Annotated in this window: 16 protein-coding genes; 10 read left to right on the top strand and 6 right to left on the bottom strand. The window is 64.9% G+C overall.

What is annotated here, in order from left to right; translation table 11 throughout:
* The first annotated feature begins 81 nt into the window (after positions 1–81).
* Complete coding sequence (locus EO136_RS03835; protein WP_127143153.1) at positions 82–1,101, top strand: IS110 family RNA-guided transposase; 1,020 nt, start codon at positions 82–84, stop codon at positions 1,099–1,101.
* Positions 1,102–1,415: 314 nt separating this feature from the next.
* On the opposite strand, the gene EO136_RS03830 is transcribed toward EO136_RS03835, so the two are convergent.
* Positions 1,416–1,841, bottom strand: coding sequence for a hypothetical protein (locus EO136_RS03830; protein WP_127143152.1), 426 nt, complete (start codon positions 1,839–1,841; stop codon positions 1,416–1,418).
* 140 nt (positions 1,842–1,981) lie between these two features.
* On the opposite strand from EO136_RS03830, the gene EO136_RS03825 reads away from it, so the two are divergent.
* From EO136_RS03825 to hemH, 4 genes are all read left to right on the top strand, one after another.
* The gene (locus tag EO136_RS03825; RefSeq protein ID WP_127143151.1) at positions 1,982–2,791 is read left to right on the top strand and encodes a creatininase family protein; all 810 of its coding nucleotides are present in this window, start codon (positions 1,982–1,984) and stop codon (positions 2,789–2,791) included.
* Positions 2,788–3,684 (top strand): LysR family transcriptional regulator, encoded by an 897-nt coding sequence (locus EO136_RS03820; protein ID WP_127143150.1) that lies wholly within the window; start codon positions 2,788–2,790, stop codon positions 3,682–3,684. The genes EO136_RS03825 and EO136_RS03820 overlap by 4 nt, the downstream gene beginning before the upstream one ends.
* A gap of 19 nt (positions 3,685–3,703) precedes the next feature.
* Entirely contained in the window at positions 3,704–5,329 is a 1,626-nt protein-coding gene (locus EO136_RS03815) for a HoxN/HupN/NixA family nickel/cobalt transporter (RefSeq protein WP_127143149.1), read from the top strand.
* A gap of 160 nt (positions 5,330–5,489) precedes the next feature.
* On the top strand, positions 5,490–6,512 hold the full coding sequence (hemH, locus tag EO136_RS03810) for a ferrochelatase (RefSeq protein WP_127143155.1): 1,023 nt from the start codon (positions 5,490–5,492) through the stop codon (positions 6,510–6,512).
* A gap of 39 nt (positions 6,513–6,551) precedes the next feature.
* On the opposite strand, the gene EO136_RS03805 is transcribed toward hemH, so the two are convergent.
* Both EO136_RS03805 and EO136_RS03800 read right to left on the bottom strand, forming a co-directional pair.
* Positions 6,552–7,421, bottom strand: a complete 870-nt coding sequence (locus EO136_RS03805; RefSeq protein ID WP_246018256.1) for an OmpA/MotB family protein — start codon at positions 7,419–7,421, stop codon at positions 6,552–6,554.
* 11 nt (positions 7,422–7,432) lie between these two features.
* Positions 7,433–8,212 (bottom strand): motility protein A, encoded by a 780-nt coding sequence (locus EO136_RS03800; protein WP_127143148.1) that lies wholly within the window; start codon positions 8,210–8,212, stop codon positions 7,433–7,435.
* A 202-nt stretch (positions 8,213–8,414) separates the two neighbouring features.
* Between EO136_RS03800 and EO136_RS03795 the strand changes: the two genes are divergently transcribed.
* A complete protein-coding gene (locus tag EO136_RS03795) occupies positions 8,415–9,788 on the top strand; it encodes an outer membrane beta-barrel protein (RefSeq protein WP_127143147.1) in 1,374 nt (457 codons plus the stop codon).
* Here EO136_RS03795 and galU read toward each other — a convergent pair.
* Positions 9,772–10,668: a UTP--glucose-1-phosphate uridylyltransferase GalU gene (gene galU, locus EO136_RS03790; protein ID WP_127143146.1), complete on the bottom strand. Its 897-nt coding sequence runs from the start codon at positions 10,666–10,668 to the stop codon at positions 9,772–9,774. The two genes, EO136_RS03795 and galU, sit on opposite strands and share 17 nt — an antisense overlap.
* A 119-nt stretch (positions 10,669–10,787) precedes the next feature.
* Here galU and galE point away from each other — a divergent pair, with 119 nt between their 5' ends.
* Positions 10,788–11,789: a UDP-glucose 4-epimerase GalE gene (gene galE / locus EO136_RS03785; RefSeq protein ID WP_127143145.1), complete on the top strand. Its 1,002-nt coding sequence runs from the start codon at positions 10,788–10,790 to the stop codon at positions 11,787–11,789.
* A gap of 41 nt (positions 11,790–11,830) precedes the next feature.
* On the top strand, positions 11,831–13,042 hold the full coding sequence (locus tag EO136_RS03780) for an SGNH/GDSL hydrolase family protein (RefSeq protein WP_127143144.1): 1,212 nt from the start codon (positions 11,831–11,833) through the stop codon (positions 13,040–13,042).
* A 25-nt stretch (positions 13,043–13,067) separates the two neighbouring features.
* Here the strand turns inward: EO136_RS03780 and EO136_RS03775 are convergent, their stop codons facing one another.
* Complete coding sequence (locus tag EO136_RS03775) at positions 13,068–14,045, bottom strand: DMT family transporter (RefSeq protein ID WP_127143143.1); 978 nt, start codon at positions 14,043–14,045, stop codon at positions 13,068–13,070.
* 182 nt (positions 14,046–14,227) lie between these two features.
* On the opposite strand from EO136_RS03775, the gene EO136_RS03770 reads away from it, so the two are divergent.
* Both EO136_RS03770 and EO136_RS03765 read left to right on the top strand, forming a co-directional pair.
* A complete protein-coding gene (locus EO136_RS03770; RefSeq protein WP_127143142.1) occupies positions 14,228–15,517 on the top strand; it encodes an adenylosuccinate synthase in 1,290 nt (429 codons plus the stop codon).
* 46 nt (positions 15,518–15,563) lie between these two features.
* The gene (locus EO136_RS03765) at positions 15,564–18,266 is read left to right on the top strand and encodes a hypothetical protein (protein WP_127143141.1); all 2,703 of its coding nucleotides are present in this window, start codon (positions 15,564–15,566) and stop codon (positions 18,264–18,266) included.
* A 326-nt stretch (positions 18,267–18,592) separates the two neighbouring features.
* Here the strand turns inward: EO136_RS03765 and EO136_RS03760 are convergent, their stop codons facing one another.
* Positions 18,593–20,020 carry a glutamate synthase subunit beta gene (locus tag EO136_RS03760; protein ID WP_127143140.1) on the bottom strand — a complete coding sequence of 476 codons (1,428 nt, stop codon included), beginning with the start codon at positions 20,018–20,020 and terminating at the stop codon, positions 18,593–18,595.
* Positions 20,021–20,022: the final 2 nt, after the last annotated feature.

Below are 20,022 nucleotides of genomic sequence, written 5' to 3'. Positions count from 1 at the left end.
CTTGATGATGTGGACGCCCCCGGCCAGCGCAGTGCCGGTTAAGGTGCTGTGGAAGTGAAAGCAAGAGAAGGAGCGTTTACAATGAATATCAATACAATCGGACTGGATCTGGCCAAGAGCGTTTTCCAGGCACATGGCGTGGATGACACCGGGAAGACAGTGCTGGTGAAGAAGCTGCATCGCAAACAGATGCTGCCATTCTTTTCGAAACTGGCACCCTGCCTGATCGGGGTTGAAGCCTGCGCTACGGCGCATCACTGGGCGCGTACGCTGATCGCCATGGGCCATGACGTCAGGATCATGCCGCCGTCTTATGTAAAAGGATACGTCAAGCGCGGCAAAAGTGATGCGCTGGACGCAGAAGCGATCTGCGAAGCCGTGCAACGTCCCACGATGCGGTTCGTGCCCGTCAAGACGGTTGAGCAGCAGGGCATCCTGATGGCGCATCGGGCGCGATCTCTCCTGGTGCGCCAGCGCACCATGGCAGCGAATGCACTGCGCGCTCACCTGGCCGAATTCGGCTTCGTCGCAAATCCCGGCATCGCCAATCTGGCGAAGCTGGCCGATAGGGCCTTTGCTGATGAAGCCCTTCCTACTTACGCTCATCGAGCGCTTGAGATATTGATCCGACGGATCACCGAGTTAACCGAGGAGGTCGGCGAACTCGATCAGGAATTACGCATCTGGCATGCCGAGAACGAGGCCAGTCGAAGGCTCGCGGCTATCCCGGGTGTCGGGGTGATCACAGCGACAGCCATCGCGGCAACAGTGACAGACCCCGATCAGTTCCAATCAGGCAGGCAATTCGCCGCCTGGCTTGGGCTGACGCCGCAGCAGCAGTCGACCGGAGGCAAAACACGTCTCGGTGGTATATCCAAACAGGGCGACAGGTATTTGCGGCGCCTGCTCGTCGTTGGCGCAACGGCCGTCATGCGACACGCCAAGCGTAACCCGACGCCGATAACAGACTGGGTGAATGGGTTGCTGGAGAAGAAGCCGTTCCGGCTCGCCTCGGTCGCCCTCGCTAACAAGCTCGCCCGCATCGCCTGGGTAGTACTAACCCGCGGAGAGACATATAGACCCTATGGGCGGCCTGCCTGACCGCGCGCAGCCCGAACCAAATTGGCAATGGCAGTCGATGATGCGTAACGATCGAGCCAATGGAGAGGCAAACCCGTCTGATTCAATGCGCCACTCGTGCGCGCCAGCTTGATCAGGGACCTCACCGGCGGATTTCCATCAGGGCCAGCAGCGAATATCACGCCGCACAAACAGGCCGGACATATGAAAGCAACCGATCACCGCAACATGACAAAACCAGCTCTTGCCATAGGGGGCGTCCACATATGAATCAGATTTACTCCCTGAACGGAATCCAAAATCTGATTCAATCGCCAAATGACATGCTCTAGGGTTCAGCGGCCCAGAAGGCCGATGATGGACTTGAGGCCGGCGCGCAGGGTCTTGCGATCCTTGCGGCCAAGTTGTTCGGTCAGCGCCTCTTCGAGGACGGCCCAATGATCGGCGATGCCCTGGCGCATGGCCTGGCCCTGCTGGGAGAGCCGCGCGCCGGGTTCCATCTCGGGGCCCACGGCCAGCCGGAGCAGGAGGCCCTTGTCCTCGAGCCGGGCCAGCATGGCATCGAGTGGCGGGCCGGACAGTCCGGTCATCTCTTCGATGGCGGGGAGGGGCTCGCCTTCGGGCGTTTCGAGCGCGAGCAGGATCGCATCGTCGCCCGCTTCGAGCCCGCGCGCGGCCAAAGGCGCCAGCAGCGCCTGGCGCGCGAGCTGGCCGGCTTCGATCAGTTTGTAGAGCGTCGATGCAGCGGGCGGTCTGGGCATGACCAAAGCATTATCCAAAGGCTGGCGTCCCGTCGAATCGACAGTGCGGCGAAAGTTGATCAGCGTCTTCAAGGTTGTTCGCGAAAAGCGCACGGGCTATCTCTATTGTGACCGATCCGTTAAACGGAGTTCCCGACACCGTGTCCCTCGCCATCTTCAGGGCATTGTCCGATCTCGATGCCTTCCGGCCGACGGCCGAGACGGTGGCCATTTTGCCCGTCGCCGCGACCGAGGCGCACGGGCCTCACCTGCCTGCGTCCACCGATTGCGACATCGCCGAGGGTCATATTGCGGCGCTTGCCGGGAGCCTGTCCAGCGCCATCGACGCAGTGGTGCTGCCCATCGCGCGCATAGGCGCCTCGCTCGAGCACAGCGGGTTCGCCGAAACGCAAAGCCGCGACGTTGCCGATCTCGTCGCCGACTGGACGTCGATCGCCGGCAGGGTTGCAGGGGCGGGCTGCAGGCGTCTGGTGATCGTCTCGAGCCATGGCGGGAACACTCCGGTCGTCGATGCGGTAACGCTCAATGCCCGGGCCCGGTTCTCCATGCTTGCAGTGGGCACCGCCTGGCTGCGCTTCGGGCAGCCCGATGGACTTTTTGACGAGATCGAGCGGCGTCATGGCATCCATGGCGGGGCCATCGAGACCTCGCTGATGCTCCATTACCGTCCCGATCTCGTGAAGATGGACAAGGCAGGGCAGTTTCCCTCGCGGCTGGCCCGGTGGGAGACCGAGTTCGATCGGCTTTCGGCCTATGGCCCGCACCGGTTCGGCTGGATGTCCACCGACCTCAACGACCTGGGCGTGGTGGGCAATGCCGGGGCGGCCGATGCGGCCAAGGGCGCGGCACTGGCTGCCCACATCCTCAATGGCTTCAATGAACTGCTCGCAGATGTGGCGCGGTTCGACCTTTCGCTGTTCGATGAAAAACGGAGGGCGGGAACGCCATGACGCAGGATCTCGCCCGCATCCGGGCATTCGTCCAGGTCCACGATGCGGGCGGGTTCTCCGCCGCCGCGCGTATTCACGGGCGGTCAAAGGCGCTGCTCTCGAAATATGTCACCGACCTCGAGGATTATCTGGGCGTCAGGCTGATGAACCGGACCACCCGCAAGCTCGGCCTGACCGAAGCGGGGGAGGCCTATTACCGGGAGGTGAGCCAGATCCTCAACCAGCTCGATGATCTGGACGCCACGATCACCGAGCAGACCGCGGCACCGCGGGGGATCCTCAAGGTCTCCGCGCCGCGCAATTTCGGGGAATCGACGCTGGCCGAACCGCTCTTTGCCTTTGTGTGCGAGCACCCGGACGTGACGCTGGACCTGCGGCTCGAGGACCGGATGGTCGACCTAGTCGATGAGGGCTACGATGTGGCGCTGCGGATTTCCGAGATGTCGGATTCCTCGCTGATTGCGCGAAAGATCGCGGAAACCTCGGTCCATATCTGCGCCTCCCCACAGGTCATCAAGGCGCATGGGGTGCCAAAGACCCCCGAGGCGCTGCGCGGGCTGCCCTGCATCATCGACACCAATATGAGTGGGCAGGCCAATTGGCGGTTCATCGAGGAGGGGCGGACGCTCTCGGTGCATGTGGACGGACCGGTGCGGGTCAATTCGCCCATGGCGGTGGCCACGGCTGCCCGGCAGGGCCTTGGCTTTGCCTTATTGCCAAGTTTTCTTTGCGAATCGGCGATAGAGTCGGGAGAACTGGTGCCGGTGCTGGCCGAGTACCTGCCGCAGCGCCCGCTCCTGCAGGCGGTCTATCCGCATCGCCGGCATCTTTCGGGCAAGGTCAGGGCGCTGATCGATTTCCTTGTCGAATGGTTCGCCAGAAACCCGGTCTGACGGGCAAATAGGGGAAGACATGTTCCGATTTCCGGGCCGATCCATCGGCCTAATCTGCCTCGCAACGCTCGCAGGACTGTTCGGGGGCGGCCAGGCCCTCGCCCATCCGCACGTCTTTATCGACGCGCGGGGCGAATTGCTGTTCGAGGACGGCAGGATGTCGGGCATGCGTCATTTCTGGACGTTCGACGAGTATTTCTCATCCTGGGCGGTCCAGGGACTGGACACCGACGGGGACGGGGATCTGTCCCAATCGGAGCTGCAGCCGCTCGCCGAAGAGAACATGGTGGGGCTGGCGTTCTACGACTACTACACGTTTTCGGGGGCCGACCAGGATCCGCTGGGCTTTGCCGATGTGCGCGACCCCACCATGCGTTATGAGGACGGCGAGCTCGAGCTGACCTTCACGCTGATTTTCGATACGCCCCGCCAGATCGAGCGGGGCTATGACATCTCGGTGGGCGATCCCGAATATTATGCGGCCTTCACCTTCGAGGGCGCCGATGCGGTCTCGCTCTCGAACGCGCCCGAGACCTGTTATGTTGAGGTCAGCGAGCCGAGGCCGATTTCCGCCGATCTGGAGGAGCGGCTGTTCTCGCTGGGGCCCGATGTCACCGAGTTGCCAGACGACCTGCGCCAGGCGGCGCGGGACCTGGCCAATCTGGTGACGGTATCGTGCCCGACCGGGCCGGCCGACAACGGGCTCGACGCGATCGCCGATGCCACGGCGCGCAGTCAGGCCGGGCCGCCGCCCACGCCCTTTGCCGCGCCGCCGGCCGAGCCCAACCTGGGGACCGGACGCGGTGGGCTGATCGGCTGGATCGCGGACCGGCAATCCGAATTCTACCGGGCGCTGACCTCGGCGCTCGGCGCGCTCCGGGCCGACAACAACGCCTTCTGGGTGTTGGGAGGCCTGAGTTTTCTCTATGGAGTGTTCCACGCCGCCGGGCCCGGGCATGGCAAGGTGGTCATCTCCTCATACATGCTCGCCAATGAGCGCCAGTTGCGGCGCGGGATCGTGCTGAGCGTGCTTTCGGCGCTGATGCAGGCGGTGGTCGCGGTTGCCTTCGTGGGCGTGGCGGCGGGGTTCCTCCAGCTCACCTCCATGGCCATGAGCGGGGCGGCCAACTGGCTGGCGGTCGGCTCGTATGCCATGATCGCGGTGCTGGGCGCCTGGCTGGCGGCCCGCAAGATCCTGGGGTTCGGGCACAATCATGCTCATGTCCATACCGGGGCGGGCCACGGCCATCATCATCACGGTCATCATGATCAGCATCCCGATGAGGGGGGCAGGTGCGACCATCATGTGGTCACGCCCGATCGGACGGGCGGGGACTGGCGCGAGATGGCGGGGGTGGTGTTCTCCGTCGGCCTGCGGCCGTGCTCGGGGGCGCTGGTGGTGCTGGTCTTTGCGCTGACCCAGGGGCTCTTTGCCGCAGGCGTGGTTGCGACCTTTGCGATGGCGGCGGGCACCGCGCTGACGGTGGCGGTGCTGGCCGCGCTGGCGGTTGGAGCCAAGGGCGCCGTAGGGCGCATCTTCGGGGGCGGCGAGCGCGCCGGAGCCGTGGTCTGGTGGCTCGAGTTGGCCGCGGCCATCGCGGTGATGGGCTTTGGGCTTTTGCTGCTGTTTGCGAGTCTCGCGTAATCCGGACGCTGGGATATCGCGTAGAAACGGGCAAAAGGACGCAATCGGGGTCCACGATGTTGCCCGACGGGGCCCGTCTTGTATGGTGCGTCCGATCCCTTATCGCGCTGGCCAGGGGGCCTTGCCCGGCGCGCCTCACAACCGGATATGCGAGATGTCCATGACGCAAGTGCTGCCGCCCGACCACCCTGTGGTCAAGCCCAAGAAGATCGGGGTGGTCCTGCTCAACCTCGGCACGCCGGACGCCACCGACTACTGGAGCGTCCGGCGCTATCTCAAGGAGTTTTTGTCGGACCGGCGGGTGATCGAGACGCCCCGATTGATCTGGTGGCCGCTGCTCAATGGCGTGATCCTTTCGCTTCGCCCCCAGAAGGCGGGGGCGAACTATGCAAAGATCTGGGACAAGGACAACAATGACAGCCCACTGCGGGTGATCACGCGAAGGCAGGCGGAAAAATTGCAGGCCGCGTTCGCGGCGGACGATGTGGTGGTCGATTTCGCCATGCGTTACGGCAATCCTTCCACCGAAAGCGTGATCGAAAAGCTCAAGGACGCGGGGTGCGACCGTATCCTGATGTTCCCGCTCTACCCGCAATACTCGGCGACCACGACCGGCACGGCGAACGACAAGGCCTTCATGGCGCTGCGCGACATCCGCTGGCAGCCGGCGGTGCGCACCGTGCCGGCCTATTTCGAGGACCCGCTGTATGTCGAGGTGCTGGCCCAGTCGATCCTTGATGGCGTTGCCGCGCTCGACTTCGAGCCGGATCTGGTGATCACCTCCTATCACGGGATGCCCAAGACCTATCTGATGCGCGGGGATCCCTATCACTGCCAGTGTTACAAGACCACGCGGCTGGTGCGTGAGCATCTGGGCTGGGCGCCCGAGAAGCTGATGGTCACCTTCCAAAGCCGGTTCGGGCCCACCGAATGGCTTCAGCCCTATACCGACGAGACCCTAAAAGCCCTACCGGGCAAGGGGATCAAGAAGGTGGCCATTCTCGCCCCGGCGTTCTCGGTCGATTGCATCGAGACGCTGGAGGAAATCCAGATGGAAGGCCGCGAGGAGTTCATGGAAGCGGGCGGCGAGCACTATGGCTACATCCCGTGCCTCAATGACAGTGCGGGCGGGATGAAGGTGATCGAGGCGATCGCACGGCGTGAGCTTTCGGGTTGGCTCTGACCCGCGGGCCCGGCCGTTGATCGGCCAGCAGAACCGCCATCAGGGTTCGAGAGAGTTGGGAACCGGCGGCTCCTCGTTAAGGAGCGTGATGCTTACCCGCTGGTTGGCCGCCAGATACGGGTCGTTGGCGAAATAGGGCTGGGTGTCGGCCCGGCCGATCACCGATTCGACCCGGGCGGCCGAAAGACCGAATTCCTCGAGGATTGTGCGCGTGGTGTTGGCGCGCTCGAACGAGAGCTGCCAGTTGTCCCGCAGGGCACCAGGCTGCACATGGCCTGCGGCTGTGTGGCCCGAGATCCGGATGGGATTGGGCATGCGCTCAAGCAGCGGCGCCATCGCGGCGATGGCCTTGCGGGTGGCCTCGTAGGGAAATCTGGACCCCTCGGGGAACATGGGCCGACCTTCCTGATCGACGATGACGATATCGAGGCCTTCATCGGTCTCCTCGAGGATCAGATGGGCACTGAGCGCGGTGATGTCAGGGTTCTCGCGCCAGGCCTGCCGCAGGCTCGCCGCGGCGAGCGCGAAGCGTCCAGGCTGCTCGATCTCGGCGGGCTTTTCCTCGAAGGTGTTGGCCTCGGGGCCCTGCTGGGAGAAGCGGTCGTGATCTTCACTGGCGAACTGGGTTTCGAGTGGCTCGAGTTCGTGGGTCACCGATTTGAGATGCTCGCGCTCGGGGTTGCCGTCACGCTCGATCATGGCAGCGCGCGAGAAGGTCTGGACGACGCCGAAGGCCTCGCGCATCGAGCCGGCGACGATCTGGAGCTTTTGTTCGTCCTGGATGGAAAACGAGATGATCAGGACGAAAAAGCACACAAGGATCGACATCAGGTCCGCAAAGGTAACAAGCCATTCGGGCACTTCGGCCTTATTGTTCTTCTTCCTGCCGCCCGTTTGCGCCCTTGCCACCGGTCAGACCCTCACGCTGCCCGCAGCTGCGGCTCGTCGACAGCCTCGCGCTGGTTTTCGGGTAGGTATGCGACGAGCATTTCGCGGATGAGGTTGGGGCTCTTGCCGTCGCGGATCGACATGATCCCGTCGATGATCAGGGTCTGGTTGACTTCCTCGACGTCGAACTTGGCCAGCAGCTTGTCGGAGATGGGCAGGCAGACGAGGTTGGCGATGACCGCGCCATAAAGCGTTGTCAGCAGCGCGACGGCCATGGCCGGGCCGATGGCTGAGGGGTCGTCCATGTTGCCCAGCATCTGGACGAGGCCCACCAGGGTACCGATCATCCCGAAGGCAGGGGCGGCATCGCCCAAGGATTTGAAGACGCGCTGGCCCTCGGACAGGCGATTGAGATACTGGTCGCGCTCGAGTTCCATGGTCTCGCGGATGAAGGCGCCGTCATAGCCGTCGGCGATATACTGGGCGCCCTTGCGCAGATTGGCCTCGTCGAGTTCGATGCCTTCGAGCCCGAGCGGGCCCTGGCGACGGACGACGTCGCTCATCTCGGCGATGCGCTCGATCAATTCGCGCGGCTCGACCTTCTTGTGGGTGAAGGCAACGCGGCCTCCGGTGATCAGCGCCTGGCCTACTCCGGCGAGCGGGAAGCGTATGAGCGTGGCGGCAAAGCCGCCCCCAATGACGATGAAGACGGATGGCACGTCGAGAAAGGCCCCGAACGAGCCCCCCATGAAGATCGCAAAGGCAATCACCGCCGCTCCGACGATGATGCCAATAATTGTGGCGAGATCCATGCCCTACTCCTCGTGCCGGGCGGGCACGTACGCGATACTGATGCGGGCACTCTAAGGGCCATAGGCTAATCAGCCCTTAATCGGGTGCTGCGCCCTGTGCGCGTATCTGCCGGTTCGCTGCGGCGCTAAAGCTTTGTTAACCATAAACTTCCAAGGTGGGGTGATGGTGTCCTCGCGCCGGACACCGGCATCTGGAGCCTTCATGATCCGCCCGCATCGGCATCGTCTGAGCCTCGTCGCGGCCGCGCCGCTTCTGGTGACGGGGCTGGGCGCCCTTGCGCAGGGCGATGGCTCGCATACCGACAATCTCGATCTGTTGCGCACCTCCTACAGCCCGTTCTGCGAGGCGGCCATGCTCTGCCACTACGGAACGCGAGGTGCGGGCGATATCCCGGACCGGGCGGCCGCGGCACCTGTGCCCGCGCCGGCACCGGTGGCCAGGACGCCCGCGCCTGGGCCGGTGGCCCCGGAGCCTCGGCCGTCGCTTGCGTCTGTGTACCATCAGCCGGAAGCCTTCAACGCGCCCCCGGCGCCTCCCGAGCCGATCCAGAGTTTGCCCTTCGAGACGGAATTTGCACTCGAAACCCGGGGAACCGCCGTTCTCGATGAGGAGGGGACCCGGTTCGAGCTGGGGATCATTCCGTCCTTCGCGCTCACGCGCACTGGGCCGGGCGATTCGCTGGATCTGCGCGGATCGGCCCGGCTGGTGCGGGCCGAGGACGATGTCCAGGCCCGGAGCGTCGAGATCGATGGCGCGTATGGGCGGCAGATCGATTCGGTGACCGCGGTCGCGCTTTCGGGTGGGCTGTCGGTGACCGATCCGGACCCCGACGGGCTAGGCGGGGGCGGTGAGGTCGACGCGCCGGTGGTCACTATCGAGGGCGAGGCGGGGGTGTCCCGACGCTTCGGTCGGCTGGACGCGAGCGGGCAGATTTCTGCAGGCCGCACGGTCTCGGAGGACGAGACCGAGAGCGGCTGGCGCACGGGCGCAGGGCTGCGGCTGGGCTATTCCGTTTCCCCGATCCTTGCGCCGTTCATTGAAGCGCGGATAGCGAACGACCGGTTCGATCTGGGGCGGTCGAGCACTGCGCTCAGCCTTCTGGTCGGTGCATCCGCGCAATGGACCAATGGCTGGAGCGGGGAGGCCGTGATCGGGCAGGGGTGGCGGCGAGACGACGGTACGGGCGCGACTGAAGCGGACGATCTGCTGTTTGAATCGAGTGTGCAGTTCGACCCCAACCCGACGCTGGGGCTGCGGATGGCGTTCGATACCAGCATCGAGCCGGGTTCGGCCGATCAAGGCCCCCGGACCACCCATGGTCTGGAAGCCAGTGCCGACTATCGCATCAATCCCTTTCTGTCGCTGACCGCGCGGGTCGAGGCCCGCTGGGAGGACGAATCCGGGGATGAGCCAGCGAGCCGCCGGCTGGGCGCGGGCGCCAGCGGAACGTTGGAGATCGGCCCGCATGTGGCGGCATCGCTGAGTTATGATTACGCGGTGCGCACCGACCCGGCACAGGTCCCGGCCGAGGCCGATGAGCACCGGATCGGGGCAGGGCTCACTCTTCGACGGTGATGGGGATTTCCCCGGTCAGGGCCCGCAACTCGTCCATGAAGGTTTCGGCGATGTCGGGCCGGTCGAGCGCAAAGACCACATTGGCGGTGAGAAAGCCGATCTTGGAGCCGCAGTCGAAGGACCGGCCTTCGTATTTCACGCCGGTGAAGGGCTGCATGTCCATCAGGTGGCGCATGGAATCGGTGATCTGGATTTCCCCGCCCGTGCCCACGGTCTGCTCGGACAGCAGCATGAAGATCTCGGGCTGGAGGATGTAGCGGCCCGAAATGATGAGATTGGAGGGCGCCTCCTCGGGGCTGGGCTTTTCCACCATGCCGGTGATCGAAAAGCCGCTGTCAGGGCCTTCGCCGCGGGCCACCACGCCATAAGAGGCGACGTCCGCAGGATCGACTTCCTCGACGGCGATGACGTTTCCGCCGCTTTCCTCATAGGCGTCCATCATCTGCTTGAGGACGCCCGGTTCGGATTTGAAGATCATGTCGGGGAGCAGCAGCGCGAAGGGCTCGCGGCCCACGATGTCGCGCGCGCACCAGACCGCATGGCCGAGCCCCAAAGGCTCCTGCTGGCGGGTGAAGCTGGTCTGGCCGGCGCGGGGCAGATCGCGGCGAAGCTGTTCGAGCTCTTCGAGCTTGCCGCGCGATTCGAGGGTGGCTTCGAGCTCGAACTGGCGGTCGAAATGGTCCTCGATCACGCCCTTGTTCCGGCCGGTCACGAATACCAGATGCTCGATGCCCGCTTCCCGGGCTTCGTCTACCGCATACTGGATGACGGGCTTGTCCACCACGGTGAGCATTTCCTTGGGCATAGCCTTTGTGGCGGGCAGGAAGCGGGTGCCCAGGCCGGCGACGGGCAGGACGGCTGTACGAACTCTGCGAACCAAGGGGTAAGGCTCCTTTACAAACTGGCTGCGGGCCAACAGTGTCTCGGTCGGCGCCCGTTCTGGTTATGGGTGTCAGTTTCGAACGGTTTGACCATCAGGGTCAATGGCATGGGGTGTTCATGAGCGTACTTGTCACTGGCGGAGCAGGCTATATCGGCTCGCATATGGTCCTCAATCTTCTCGACGCTGGCGAGGAGGTCGTGGTGCTCGACGCGCTGATCACAGGCTTCCAATGGCTGGTCGATTCCCGTGCCCGTTTCGTGGCAGGCAACGTCGCAGACACCGAACTGGTTGCGCGGCTGATCGCAGAGCATGACGTGCGCTCGGTGATCCATTTCGCGGGGTCGGTCGTGGTGCCCGAATCTGTGGGCAATCCGCTCAAATATTACGCCAACAACACCGCCGCGACCCGGACGCTGATCGAGGCCTGCGTGGCGGGGGGCGTGGAACATTTCATCTTTTCCTCGACCGCAGCGGTCTATGGGCTGGTCGGCGGGCTCGAGCCGGTCGGCGAGGATGTGCCACTGGCCCCGATCTCTCCTTATGGGCGTTCAAAGCTGATGAGCGAATGGATGCTGGCCGACGTCGCGGCGGCCCATCCCCTGAAATTCGGCGTGCTGCGCTATTTCAACGTTGCCGGAGCGGACCCTCAATTGCGATCCGGCCAGGCGACCGCCGAAGCGACCCACCTGATCAAGGTCGCCGTGCAGACCGCGCTGGGGCTCAGGCCGTCCATGAGCGTGTTCGGCACCGACTATCCCACGCCCGACGGCACCTGCGTGCGCGATTATATCCATGTCTCGGACCTGGCTGCGGCCCATGGGGTGGTGCTGGCGCATCTGCGGGCCGGGGGCGAGAGCGTCACACTCAATTGCGGATATGGACGCGGGTTCTCCGTCGATGACGTGATTGCCGAGGTCAAGGCGGTCACGGGGGTGGATTTCCCCGTCACGCGGGGGGATCGGAGGGCAGGGGACCCTGCCTCGATCGTTGCGGGCGCAGAGCGGATCCGCGCCATGGGGTGGGTGCCGGCGCACGATCATCTCGACGAGATCGTCGCCGCGGCCCACGCCTGGGAGCAGAAGCTGATGGTCCGGAACGATATCGATCGCTCGAGGTGACGTGTTTTGTCGTGCCGGTGCAGTTGGGGTAAGCTCTCACAATGACAACGCTCAAGCATTTCATGGTCTGCCTCGTGCTAGCTGTGCTGGTCGTCCCGCTCGCTGTGCCAGAGGCGTTCGGTCAGGATCGGCCGCGCCGGAGCCTTTTTGAAGTGCTGTTCGGCAGCGACGACCAGCAGACCCAGCAGGCGGCTCCGCCCGCACAGGCTCCGGCCCAGGCCCAGCCAAGGCGGACCCAGCCCGCGCCAGCCCCTGCGCCGCGGCGCCAGAGCGCGCCGGCGCCCGCGCGTCAGGCAAGTGCTCCGGCGCCCGCTCCGGCCGCCGACAAGGCCGAGGACGCGACCCGTATCGCGGTGATGGGGGATTCCCTCGCCGTGGATCTGGCGCGCGCCATGCAGCGGTTTTACGCCGATGATCCCCAGACGGCCGTGCTGGGTATGGGGGTGGGCTCCTCGGGGTTCGTGCGCGACGATTTCCACGATTGGAACCGCACGCTGACCGATGCGCTGTCCGCGGACCGGTTCGATATCGCGGTGGTGGCGATCGGGATCAACGACCGGCAGGCCCTCGGCGGATCTTCGCCGCTTTCGGACGGGTGGAGACAGGCCTATAGCGCGCGGCTCGATCGCTTTCTCGATGCGCTGCGCGCGGAGGGCAAGCCCGTGGTCTGGATCGAATTGCCGCCCATGGAGCAGCCCAGCTATTCAGCCGACATGGTGCAGATTTCGGCCCTGCACAGGGAGGCGGTGACCGCGGCGGGCGGCGAATGGGTGGAAACCTATGAGCGCTACATGGGGCCTGATGGCGGCTATGCCGCGTCCGGCCCCGATCTCAACGGCCAGACGGTGTCCATGCGCAAGTCCGACGGCATCCACTTTTCCGATGCCGGGTCCGACAAGCTGGCGTTCTACGTCGATGGTGCCCTCGGGCGTCATTACAGCGGGGGCGGGCTCAGCGTGGAGGTGGCGGACCTTCTTGCGGGCACTGATGCCGCCGGGTTGCTTCGGCCTCCCTTTCAGGGATTGGGGCAGATGCGGCTCTATGAAACCGCGGGCTCGATCCGGCAGATTGGCGGGGGCGCGCAGCGTGCGGGCGATCTGCTGCTGGCCGATCTGGAGGCCGGGCCCGTTCGGCCTTCGGCTTTTGCGCTCGAGGATCTGCTGGCCGCGCCTTCTGGGCGTGTCGATGCTTTTGGGGTCGGCCGGTCGGCCGAAGCGGACGGCCCGGTCGTGGAGAACCCGACCGGGCGGTGAGGGCCGGGGGCCAGCTCCTTACCGCTCAGACCGGCGGCTTGAGGGTCCGTGCCGTGCGGCGGCGGGCTGCGTATTCGGCGATCACGATCCCCCCGATGATAAAGAGCGCCGCAATGAGGTGATAACCCTCCAGCTTTTCCCCCGCGAGGACCACCGAGAGGATGGCACCGAAGACCGGCAGCAGGTTGATAAAGAGGCTCGCCCGGTTCGGGCCGATCAATTCCACGCCCCGCGCATAGCAGAGCTGGGCAAGGATCGAGGGGAAGATCGCGACATAGCCAACGATGATCCAGCCGGCGGGCGGGGTGTTGGCGACGGCGTCAACCAAGGCACCGGGGCCACCGCCCAGCGACAGCTGGTAGCCGAGCGCCGCGAGCGCGGCGGCTGCGGTGGTCACGAACAGGAAACTCAGCCAGTGGATAGCCGGCCGGAAGCGCAGGACAAGCGAATAGAACGCGTAACAGAGGCAGGCGAGCAGGACCATTCCGTCGCCGATATTGACGTCGAGCCCCAGGATGCGGGCGGGCTCGCCATGGGTGGCAACCATGGCCACTCCGTAGATGGTCAGGATGACGCCCAGAATGTGCATCCAGGTGGCCCGGACTTTAAAGACGAGAAAATTGCCCACCATCACGAGGACCGGAATCGCGGCCTGCTCCATCGAGATGTTGATTGAGGAGGTGAAGGTCGAGGCCCCGTAAATCAGCACGTTGAAGGTGGTAAAACCCAGCGCGCCATAAAGGCAGAGCCAGTGCAGATTGGATTTGATCGCGGGCAGGTCCCGGCGCACGTGGGAGAGCGCAAAGGGCGCGAGCACGAGCAGCGCGATGGTCCAGCGCAGCAGAGACAGCGAAAGCGGGTCGATCTGGTCGACCGCCAGCTTGCCAGAGACGATATTGCCCGCCCAGGATAGTTGGGCGAGCACCAGCAGAAGATAGGACTGTCCCGCGAGGGCAGCGAGCCATCCCCCGCCCGATCCAGGGTCGTTCTTGAGCTTTGTCATGAGCCCCCTTGTGGGTTATAGACCCCGGGGGGCTTAGAGCATTTCGCGCCGCGATTGAATGGGCAATCGAAACCAGCCGTTGATCGGCGCGCGCGGATTTCCCCGGCATTGAGGGTGGCAAGGCGAGGTCGATGGACCCGCCGGCGCCGCTTCGTGGTGAATATGAAAGGGTAATTGGCACTGTGGCAAACGTTGTTGTGGTCGGCTCGCAATGGGGCGACGAGGGCAAAGGCAAGATCGTGGACTGGCTTTCGGAGCGCGCCGATGTGGTGGTGCGCTATCAGGGCGGGCACAATGCCGGACATACCCTCGTCATAGACGGGGTGAGCTACAAGCTCTCGCTGCTTCCCTCCGGGCTCGTACGCGGCAAGTTCTCGGTGATCGGCAACGGTGTGGTGGTCGATCCCCGGCATCTGGTCGAGGAGATCGACAAGCTGGCCGGCCAGGGGGTGACGATCACGCCCGAGCTGCTGCGGATTGCCGACAACGCGCCGCTCATCCTGTCGGTGCACCAGGAGCTCGACGCGATCCGCGAGAACGCCACGAGCGGGCTCAAGATCGGGACCACCAAGCGCGGGATCGGCCCGGCCTATGAGGACAAGGTGGGCCGCCGCGCGATCCGCGTGATCGATCTGGCCGAGCCCGAGACGCTCATGGCCAAGATCGAGCGTCTTCTGACCCACCACAACGCGCTGCGCCGGGGCATGGGAATCGACGAAATCCCGGCCCAGCGGATATGGGACGAGCTGATGGCCGTCTCGGACAAGGTGCTGCCCTATGTGGACCGGGTCTGGGCCCTGCTGGACGAGCGCCGCCGCAGGGGCGAGCGCATCCTGTTCGAAGGCGCTCAGGGGGCTCTGCTCGACAACGATCACGGCACCTATCCGTTTGTGACCTCATCGAACACCGTGGCTGGGCAGGCCGCGCCGGGTTCGGGGCTGGGGCCCTCGGCGATCGATTATGTCCTGGGGATCACCAAGGCCTACACGACACGGGTGGGGGAAGGTCCGTTCCCGACCGAGCAGGACAACGAGGTCGGCCAGTTCCTGGGCGAGCGGGGCCGGGAGTTCGGGGTCGTGACCGGGCGCAAGCGTCGCTGCGGCTGGTTCGACGCGGTGATCGTGCGTCAAACGGTGCGCACCTCGGGGATCCACGGGATCGCGCTGACCAAGCTCGACGTGCTTGATGGCCTCGAGGAAATCCGGGTCTGCGTGGGCTATGAACTCAATGGAACGCGAATTGATTACCTGCCTGCCTCAATGGGGGCACAAAGTGGAGTCAAGCCCATATACGAATCCCTTGAGGGTTGGGCTGAAACCACAGCAGGCGCCAGAAGCTGGGCCGATCTGCCAGCGCAGGCGGTCAAGTATGTCCGCCGCGTGGAAGAGCTGATCGGCGCGCCGGTGGCGATGCTGTCGACCAGTCCGGAACGCGAGGACACGATTTTGGTACAGGACCCGTTCCAAGTTTAGGTTTTTTTGATAGAACCTTCGGCACGACCATGACGTTGAGTAAATAATGGCCGATTATCGCGAACTGTTGCGCAAGGCAGTCGAAGCTTTGCCGGACAATACTGGCGCCAACCGTCGCGCGGTCTACGAAAAGGCCAGGGCAGCTCTCGTTGCGCAGTTGCGGGCGGTAGAGCCGCCCTTGCCTGCGCGCGAGATTACCCAGCAACGGCTCAAGCTCGAGGATTGCATCCGCGAGGTCGAGCAGAGCGCGACCGAGCAATTGCTGAGCAATCTGCGCGGCGCCGAGCGCAGCCGTCCATCGGCCGGATCCGCGCCCAGCGCTCCGTCCCGTCCCTCCGTGCGGAGCGGGCCCTCCCGCCCCGAGCCGGCCCAGCCTTCGCGTCCCATGCCGAGCCGGGCGAGCGCTGCCTCCCAGCCCAGTGCGCCTTCGCGCCCGAGACCGGCGTCCCGCGCCAGTGCACCCTCCCTGCCGGTCAGCGCGCCTTCGCGGCCTCAACCACAGTCCCGGACCAGTGCGCCATCGCGGCCGGCCCAGAAGATCAGCCGCCCCTCTTATCCCGATCACGACGCCTATGATGCGCAAAGCGGGTATCCCGAGGAGGAAACCTGGCAGAACCCCTATCCACAGGCCGGATATCCTGCCGATTCGGAGCCGGATACCTTCGATGATGGATTCGAGGCGGCTATCGAGGATCCGACCGCTTCGGGCGGCGATCCCTATGCACCCGATTACGACGAAGAATCTGCCGCCCCGGCAGCGCCCTCGCGGCGTTCAGCGCCCAGCCGTCCCGCCTCGGCAAGCCCGGGCTCTCGGGCTTCGCGGGGCTCGGCGCCTTCACGACCCGCTCCGCCACCGCTGGAAGACGAGTTCGAGGATGAGCCGGCTCCCGAAGCCGTCGAGCCAGAGCCCCGTGCGCGGTTCTCGCCGTTCCGCACGGGCATAAAGGTCAATTCAGGGTTCTCCCGATCGCGCCCGTCCGCGCCCGAGCGCCAACCCGACCGGTTCGACGCGGTCGCTGAGGGGGAAGATGGCCCCTTTGACGATGGTTATGATTCCGGTCCCCTGAACGATGACGGTCAGTCCATCGAAGAGATCATTGCCGCGGCCGAAGCGGCCAGCCGGTCGACTGCATCCCGGCCCTCGCGGGCGGCGACGCGCTTTGCGCCTCCGGGTGGATTGCCGCTTCGCGGCCCCGCAGAGCAGTTGCCGATCCATCAGGAGCGGGACGATTTCGATCCGCTGCCCGACGCCTCGCGCGCCTATGATATTCGCAATGTCTCGGTGGACATGCGGGGGCGTGAGGGGGCCGTATCGGACGCCGCCGCATCGGCCGCCTACATCGGTCAGGCAATGTCGAGCGTGCGCGAAGTCGATCTGGACGCCAATGGCGGACAGTTCACCGACGCTCAGGTTGCGATTGATCGGGCCATCGCAACGCTCGACCGGGAAGCGCGGGGCGATCTGGAAGCGGCGGAAGCCGCGCGTTCGGCGGCCGTTGCGCCGGTCGACCCGGACCGCGCTCCCGCCCGCAGCCAGAGCGTGCACGCAGAGGCTGAGCCGGGCGATGTCGATCCGTTGCCCGACGCGTTCTCCATGGCAGACGAGACGCCCTTTGCCGAGGCTCGTGGCGGGCGGGCGGCGGTCCCCGCAGCGCAGGCACGGCCAATGGCTGGTGCCATCGGAGCCGAAGGGGATCACGAGGCCGAAGACGACGAGGATGATGAGGACGACGAGGAAGAGGGCCGGCGTGGCTTCGGCGCGCTGAGCGTATTTCTTCTGATTGCGGTTCTGCTGCTCGCGGGCGGCGGTGTGGGTGGTTTCTGGGCGTGGCGGGAGGGCTATATCGACCTTTCCACGGTCTTTGCGCAGGGCGATACCACCGAGCCGCTCCAGCAGCAGGAAGTCGCTGCGGTCGAGGAAGAGCCCGAGCCGCTCCAGCCCGAAACGCCCGAGCCGGGCAACACAACGCCGGACGTGCCGCCCGTGCCCGAGGCTGTGGCCGAGGATGGGGAAGCGGGGGCCGAAACCGAGACACCCGACAGCACGGCGAACGGGGCGCCCGATGCGACCTTCAACGACCGGTTGCCCACCGAGACGGCGCCAGAGCCGTTGGCGGAGGGAGAAACGACGGAAGGTGACGTAGCGGCCGTCGTTCCCGCGGACGGGCCGCAATCGCTGCTGCTCGAAGAGCAGGCCAATGGCGCAGCCGGGGCCGTGCCTTATTCGGGGTCTGTGGAATGGGCGCGCGGCACCGACGAACTGGGGCACCCCACGATCATCGGTGAAGCGTCGATTCCGGCCCGGAACCTAGATGTCCGGATTCTGCTGCGGCGCAATTCGGACTCCAACCTTCCTGCCAGCCATCTGATGGAAGTTAATTTCACCGTGGCCGAGAGCTTTGTGGGCGGTAATATCGCCAATCTCCCGGGCGTGCTGCTCAAGGACGAGGAATTGGTGCAGGGACAGCCTTTGACCGGCGCTTCGGCCAGGATCGTGGGCAATTCATTCCTCTTTGCGCTGTCGGGCGCGAGCGATCAGGACGTGGCTAACAACCGCCAGTTGCTGCGGGAGCGCGCCTGGATGGATCTGGCCATGGTCTATGGCACCGGGCGGCGCGCGATCATCACGCTGGAAAAGAGTGATGAGGGCGCGGCGATTTTTGACTCGGTGATGGATGCCTGGGCCGAACTGGATGCAGAGGCGGCCCCGGCAACCTCGGACCCGGTGGACACCGGCGACGCGGGATAGACCTGGAGCGTTACGTCCTTAGAGCATATCCTGTTCTGATAGACGCAGAGCAGGAGCTCTAAGTCTTTGATTTGTCGCGTTTCCGAGCCGGAAAAGTGTTTTGCCCTGGAAATCTTCTAGTGGCGGCTGAAACGAATACGGCGCCTCGGTGGATCGACCGAGGCGCCGTATCTGTTCTTACAGAGCAGCTTCGATTCTGATTGAATCGGAACAGGCGCTCCAAGTCCGTGAGTTGCCGCGTTTCCGATCGGGAAAAAGGTCACAACCTTTCCTGGAGACGCGCCAAAGACCGGACTGGGCGGCAGAGCTCGGGCCCTGTCCGCCGATCAGCGGGGCAGGCTGGTGGTCCCCATCAGGTCCAGGTCGATGGCGCGCGCGGCCTGACGGCCTTCGCGGATGGCCCAGACGATCAGGGACTGGCCCCGGCGCATGTCGCCCGCGGCGTAAACGCCATCCACAGACGTCTTGTAGCTGAAGGTGTCTGCGAACAGGTTGCCGCGCTTGTCGAGCGTGGCGCCCAGCGTATCGAGCATGCCTTCGTGCACGGGATGGGCAAAGCCGATAGCCATGAGCACGAGGTCGGCCTTGAGGATGAAGTCCGTGCCCTCGATGGGCTTGCGCTCGGTGCCCACGCGCGCGCACTTGACGCCGGTCACATGCCCGCGCTCATTGCCCACGATTTCGAGGGTGCCCGAAGAAAACTCGCGGATCGCGCCCTCGGCCTGGGACGAGGAGGTGCGCATCTTGATGGCCCAGTTCGGCCACGAGACCAGCTTGTCTTCCTTGAGGGGCGGCTGGGGACGAATGTCGAGCTGAACCACCGAGATCGCACCCTGGCGGAACGAGGTGCCGATGCAGTCCGAGGCGGTGTCGCCGCCGCCGATCACCACGACGTGCTTGCCCGAGGCCAGAAGTTCCTCGCCCTCGATGACCTCGCCGCCCACCCGACGGTTCTGCTGGACGAGAAAGGGCATGGCGTAATGCACGCCCTCGAGCTCGGTTCCCTCGCAGCCGGGATGGCGCGGATGCTCGCAGCCGCCGCACAGCAGAACTGCGTCATGGCTGGATTGGAGGTCCGAGAGCGGACGGGTCACCCCGATGTTTTCGCCGAAATGGAACACGACACCTTCCGCTTCAAGCTGGGCCTGGCGGAAGTCGATGTGGTGCTTTTCCATCTTGAAGTCGGGAATGCCATAGCGCAGCAGGCCGCCCGGGCGGGGCTCGCGTTCGTAAAGGTGAACATCATGGCCGACGCGGGCGAGCTGCTGGGCGGCGGCAAGGCCGGCAGGACCGGCCCCCACGATCGCTATGCTCTTGCCCGTACGGGTTTCCGAGGGCTGGGGACGCACCCAGCCATTGGCGATGGACCGGTCGGCGATCGACTGCTCGACGGTCTTGATGGCGACGGGCGTGTCCTCGAGGTTGAGCGTGCAGCCTTCCTCGCAGGGGGCGGGGCAGACCCGGCCCGTGAACTCGGGGAAGTTGTTGGTGGAGTGCAGATTGCGCGCGGCCTCTTCCCAGTCATCCTGCCAGACGAGGTCGTTCCAGTCCGGGATCTGGTTGTTGACCGGACAGCCGGTGACCTCGTTGTGGCAATAGGGGATGCCGCAATCCATGCAGCGGGCCGCCTGCTTGCGCACCTCGTCGGTCGAGAGGGGAATGGTGAACTCACCGAAATGGCGAATCCGGTCCGAAGCCGGCTCGTAGCGCGGCTCCTGACGGTCGATTTCCAGAAAGCCTGTGACCTTACCCATGG

The organism is Pelagibacterium montanilacus, assembly GCF_003992665.1.
Classification (GTDB): domain Bacteria; phylum Pseudomonadota; class Alphaproteobacteria; order Rhizobiales; family Devosiaceae; genus Pelagibacterium; species Pelagibacterium montanilacus.
Note: the sequence above shows the minus strand (reverse complement) of the source record. Positions and strands in the feature narration are given on the sequence as shown.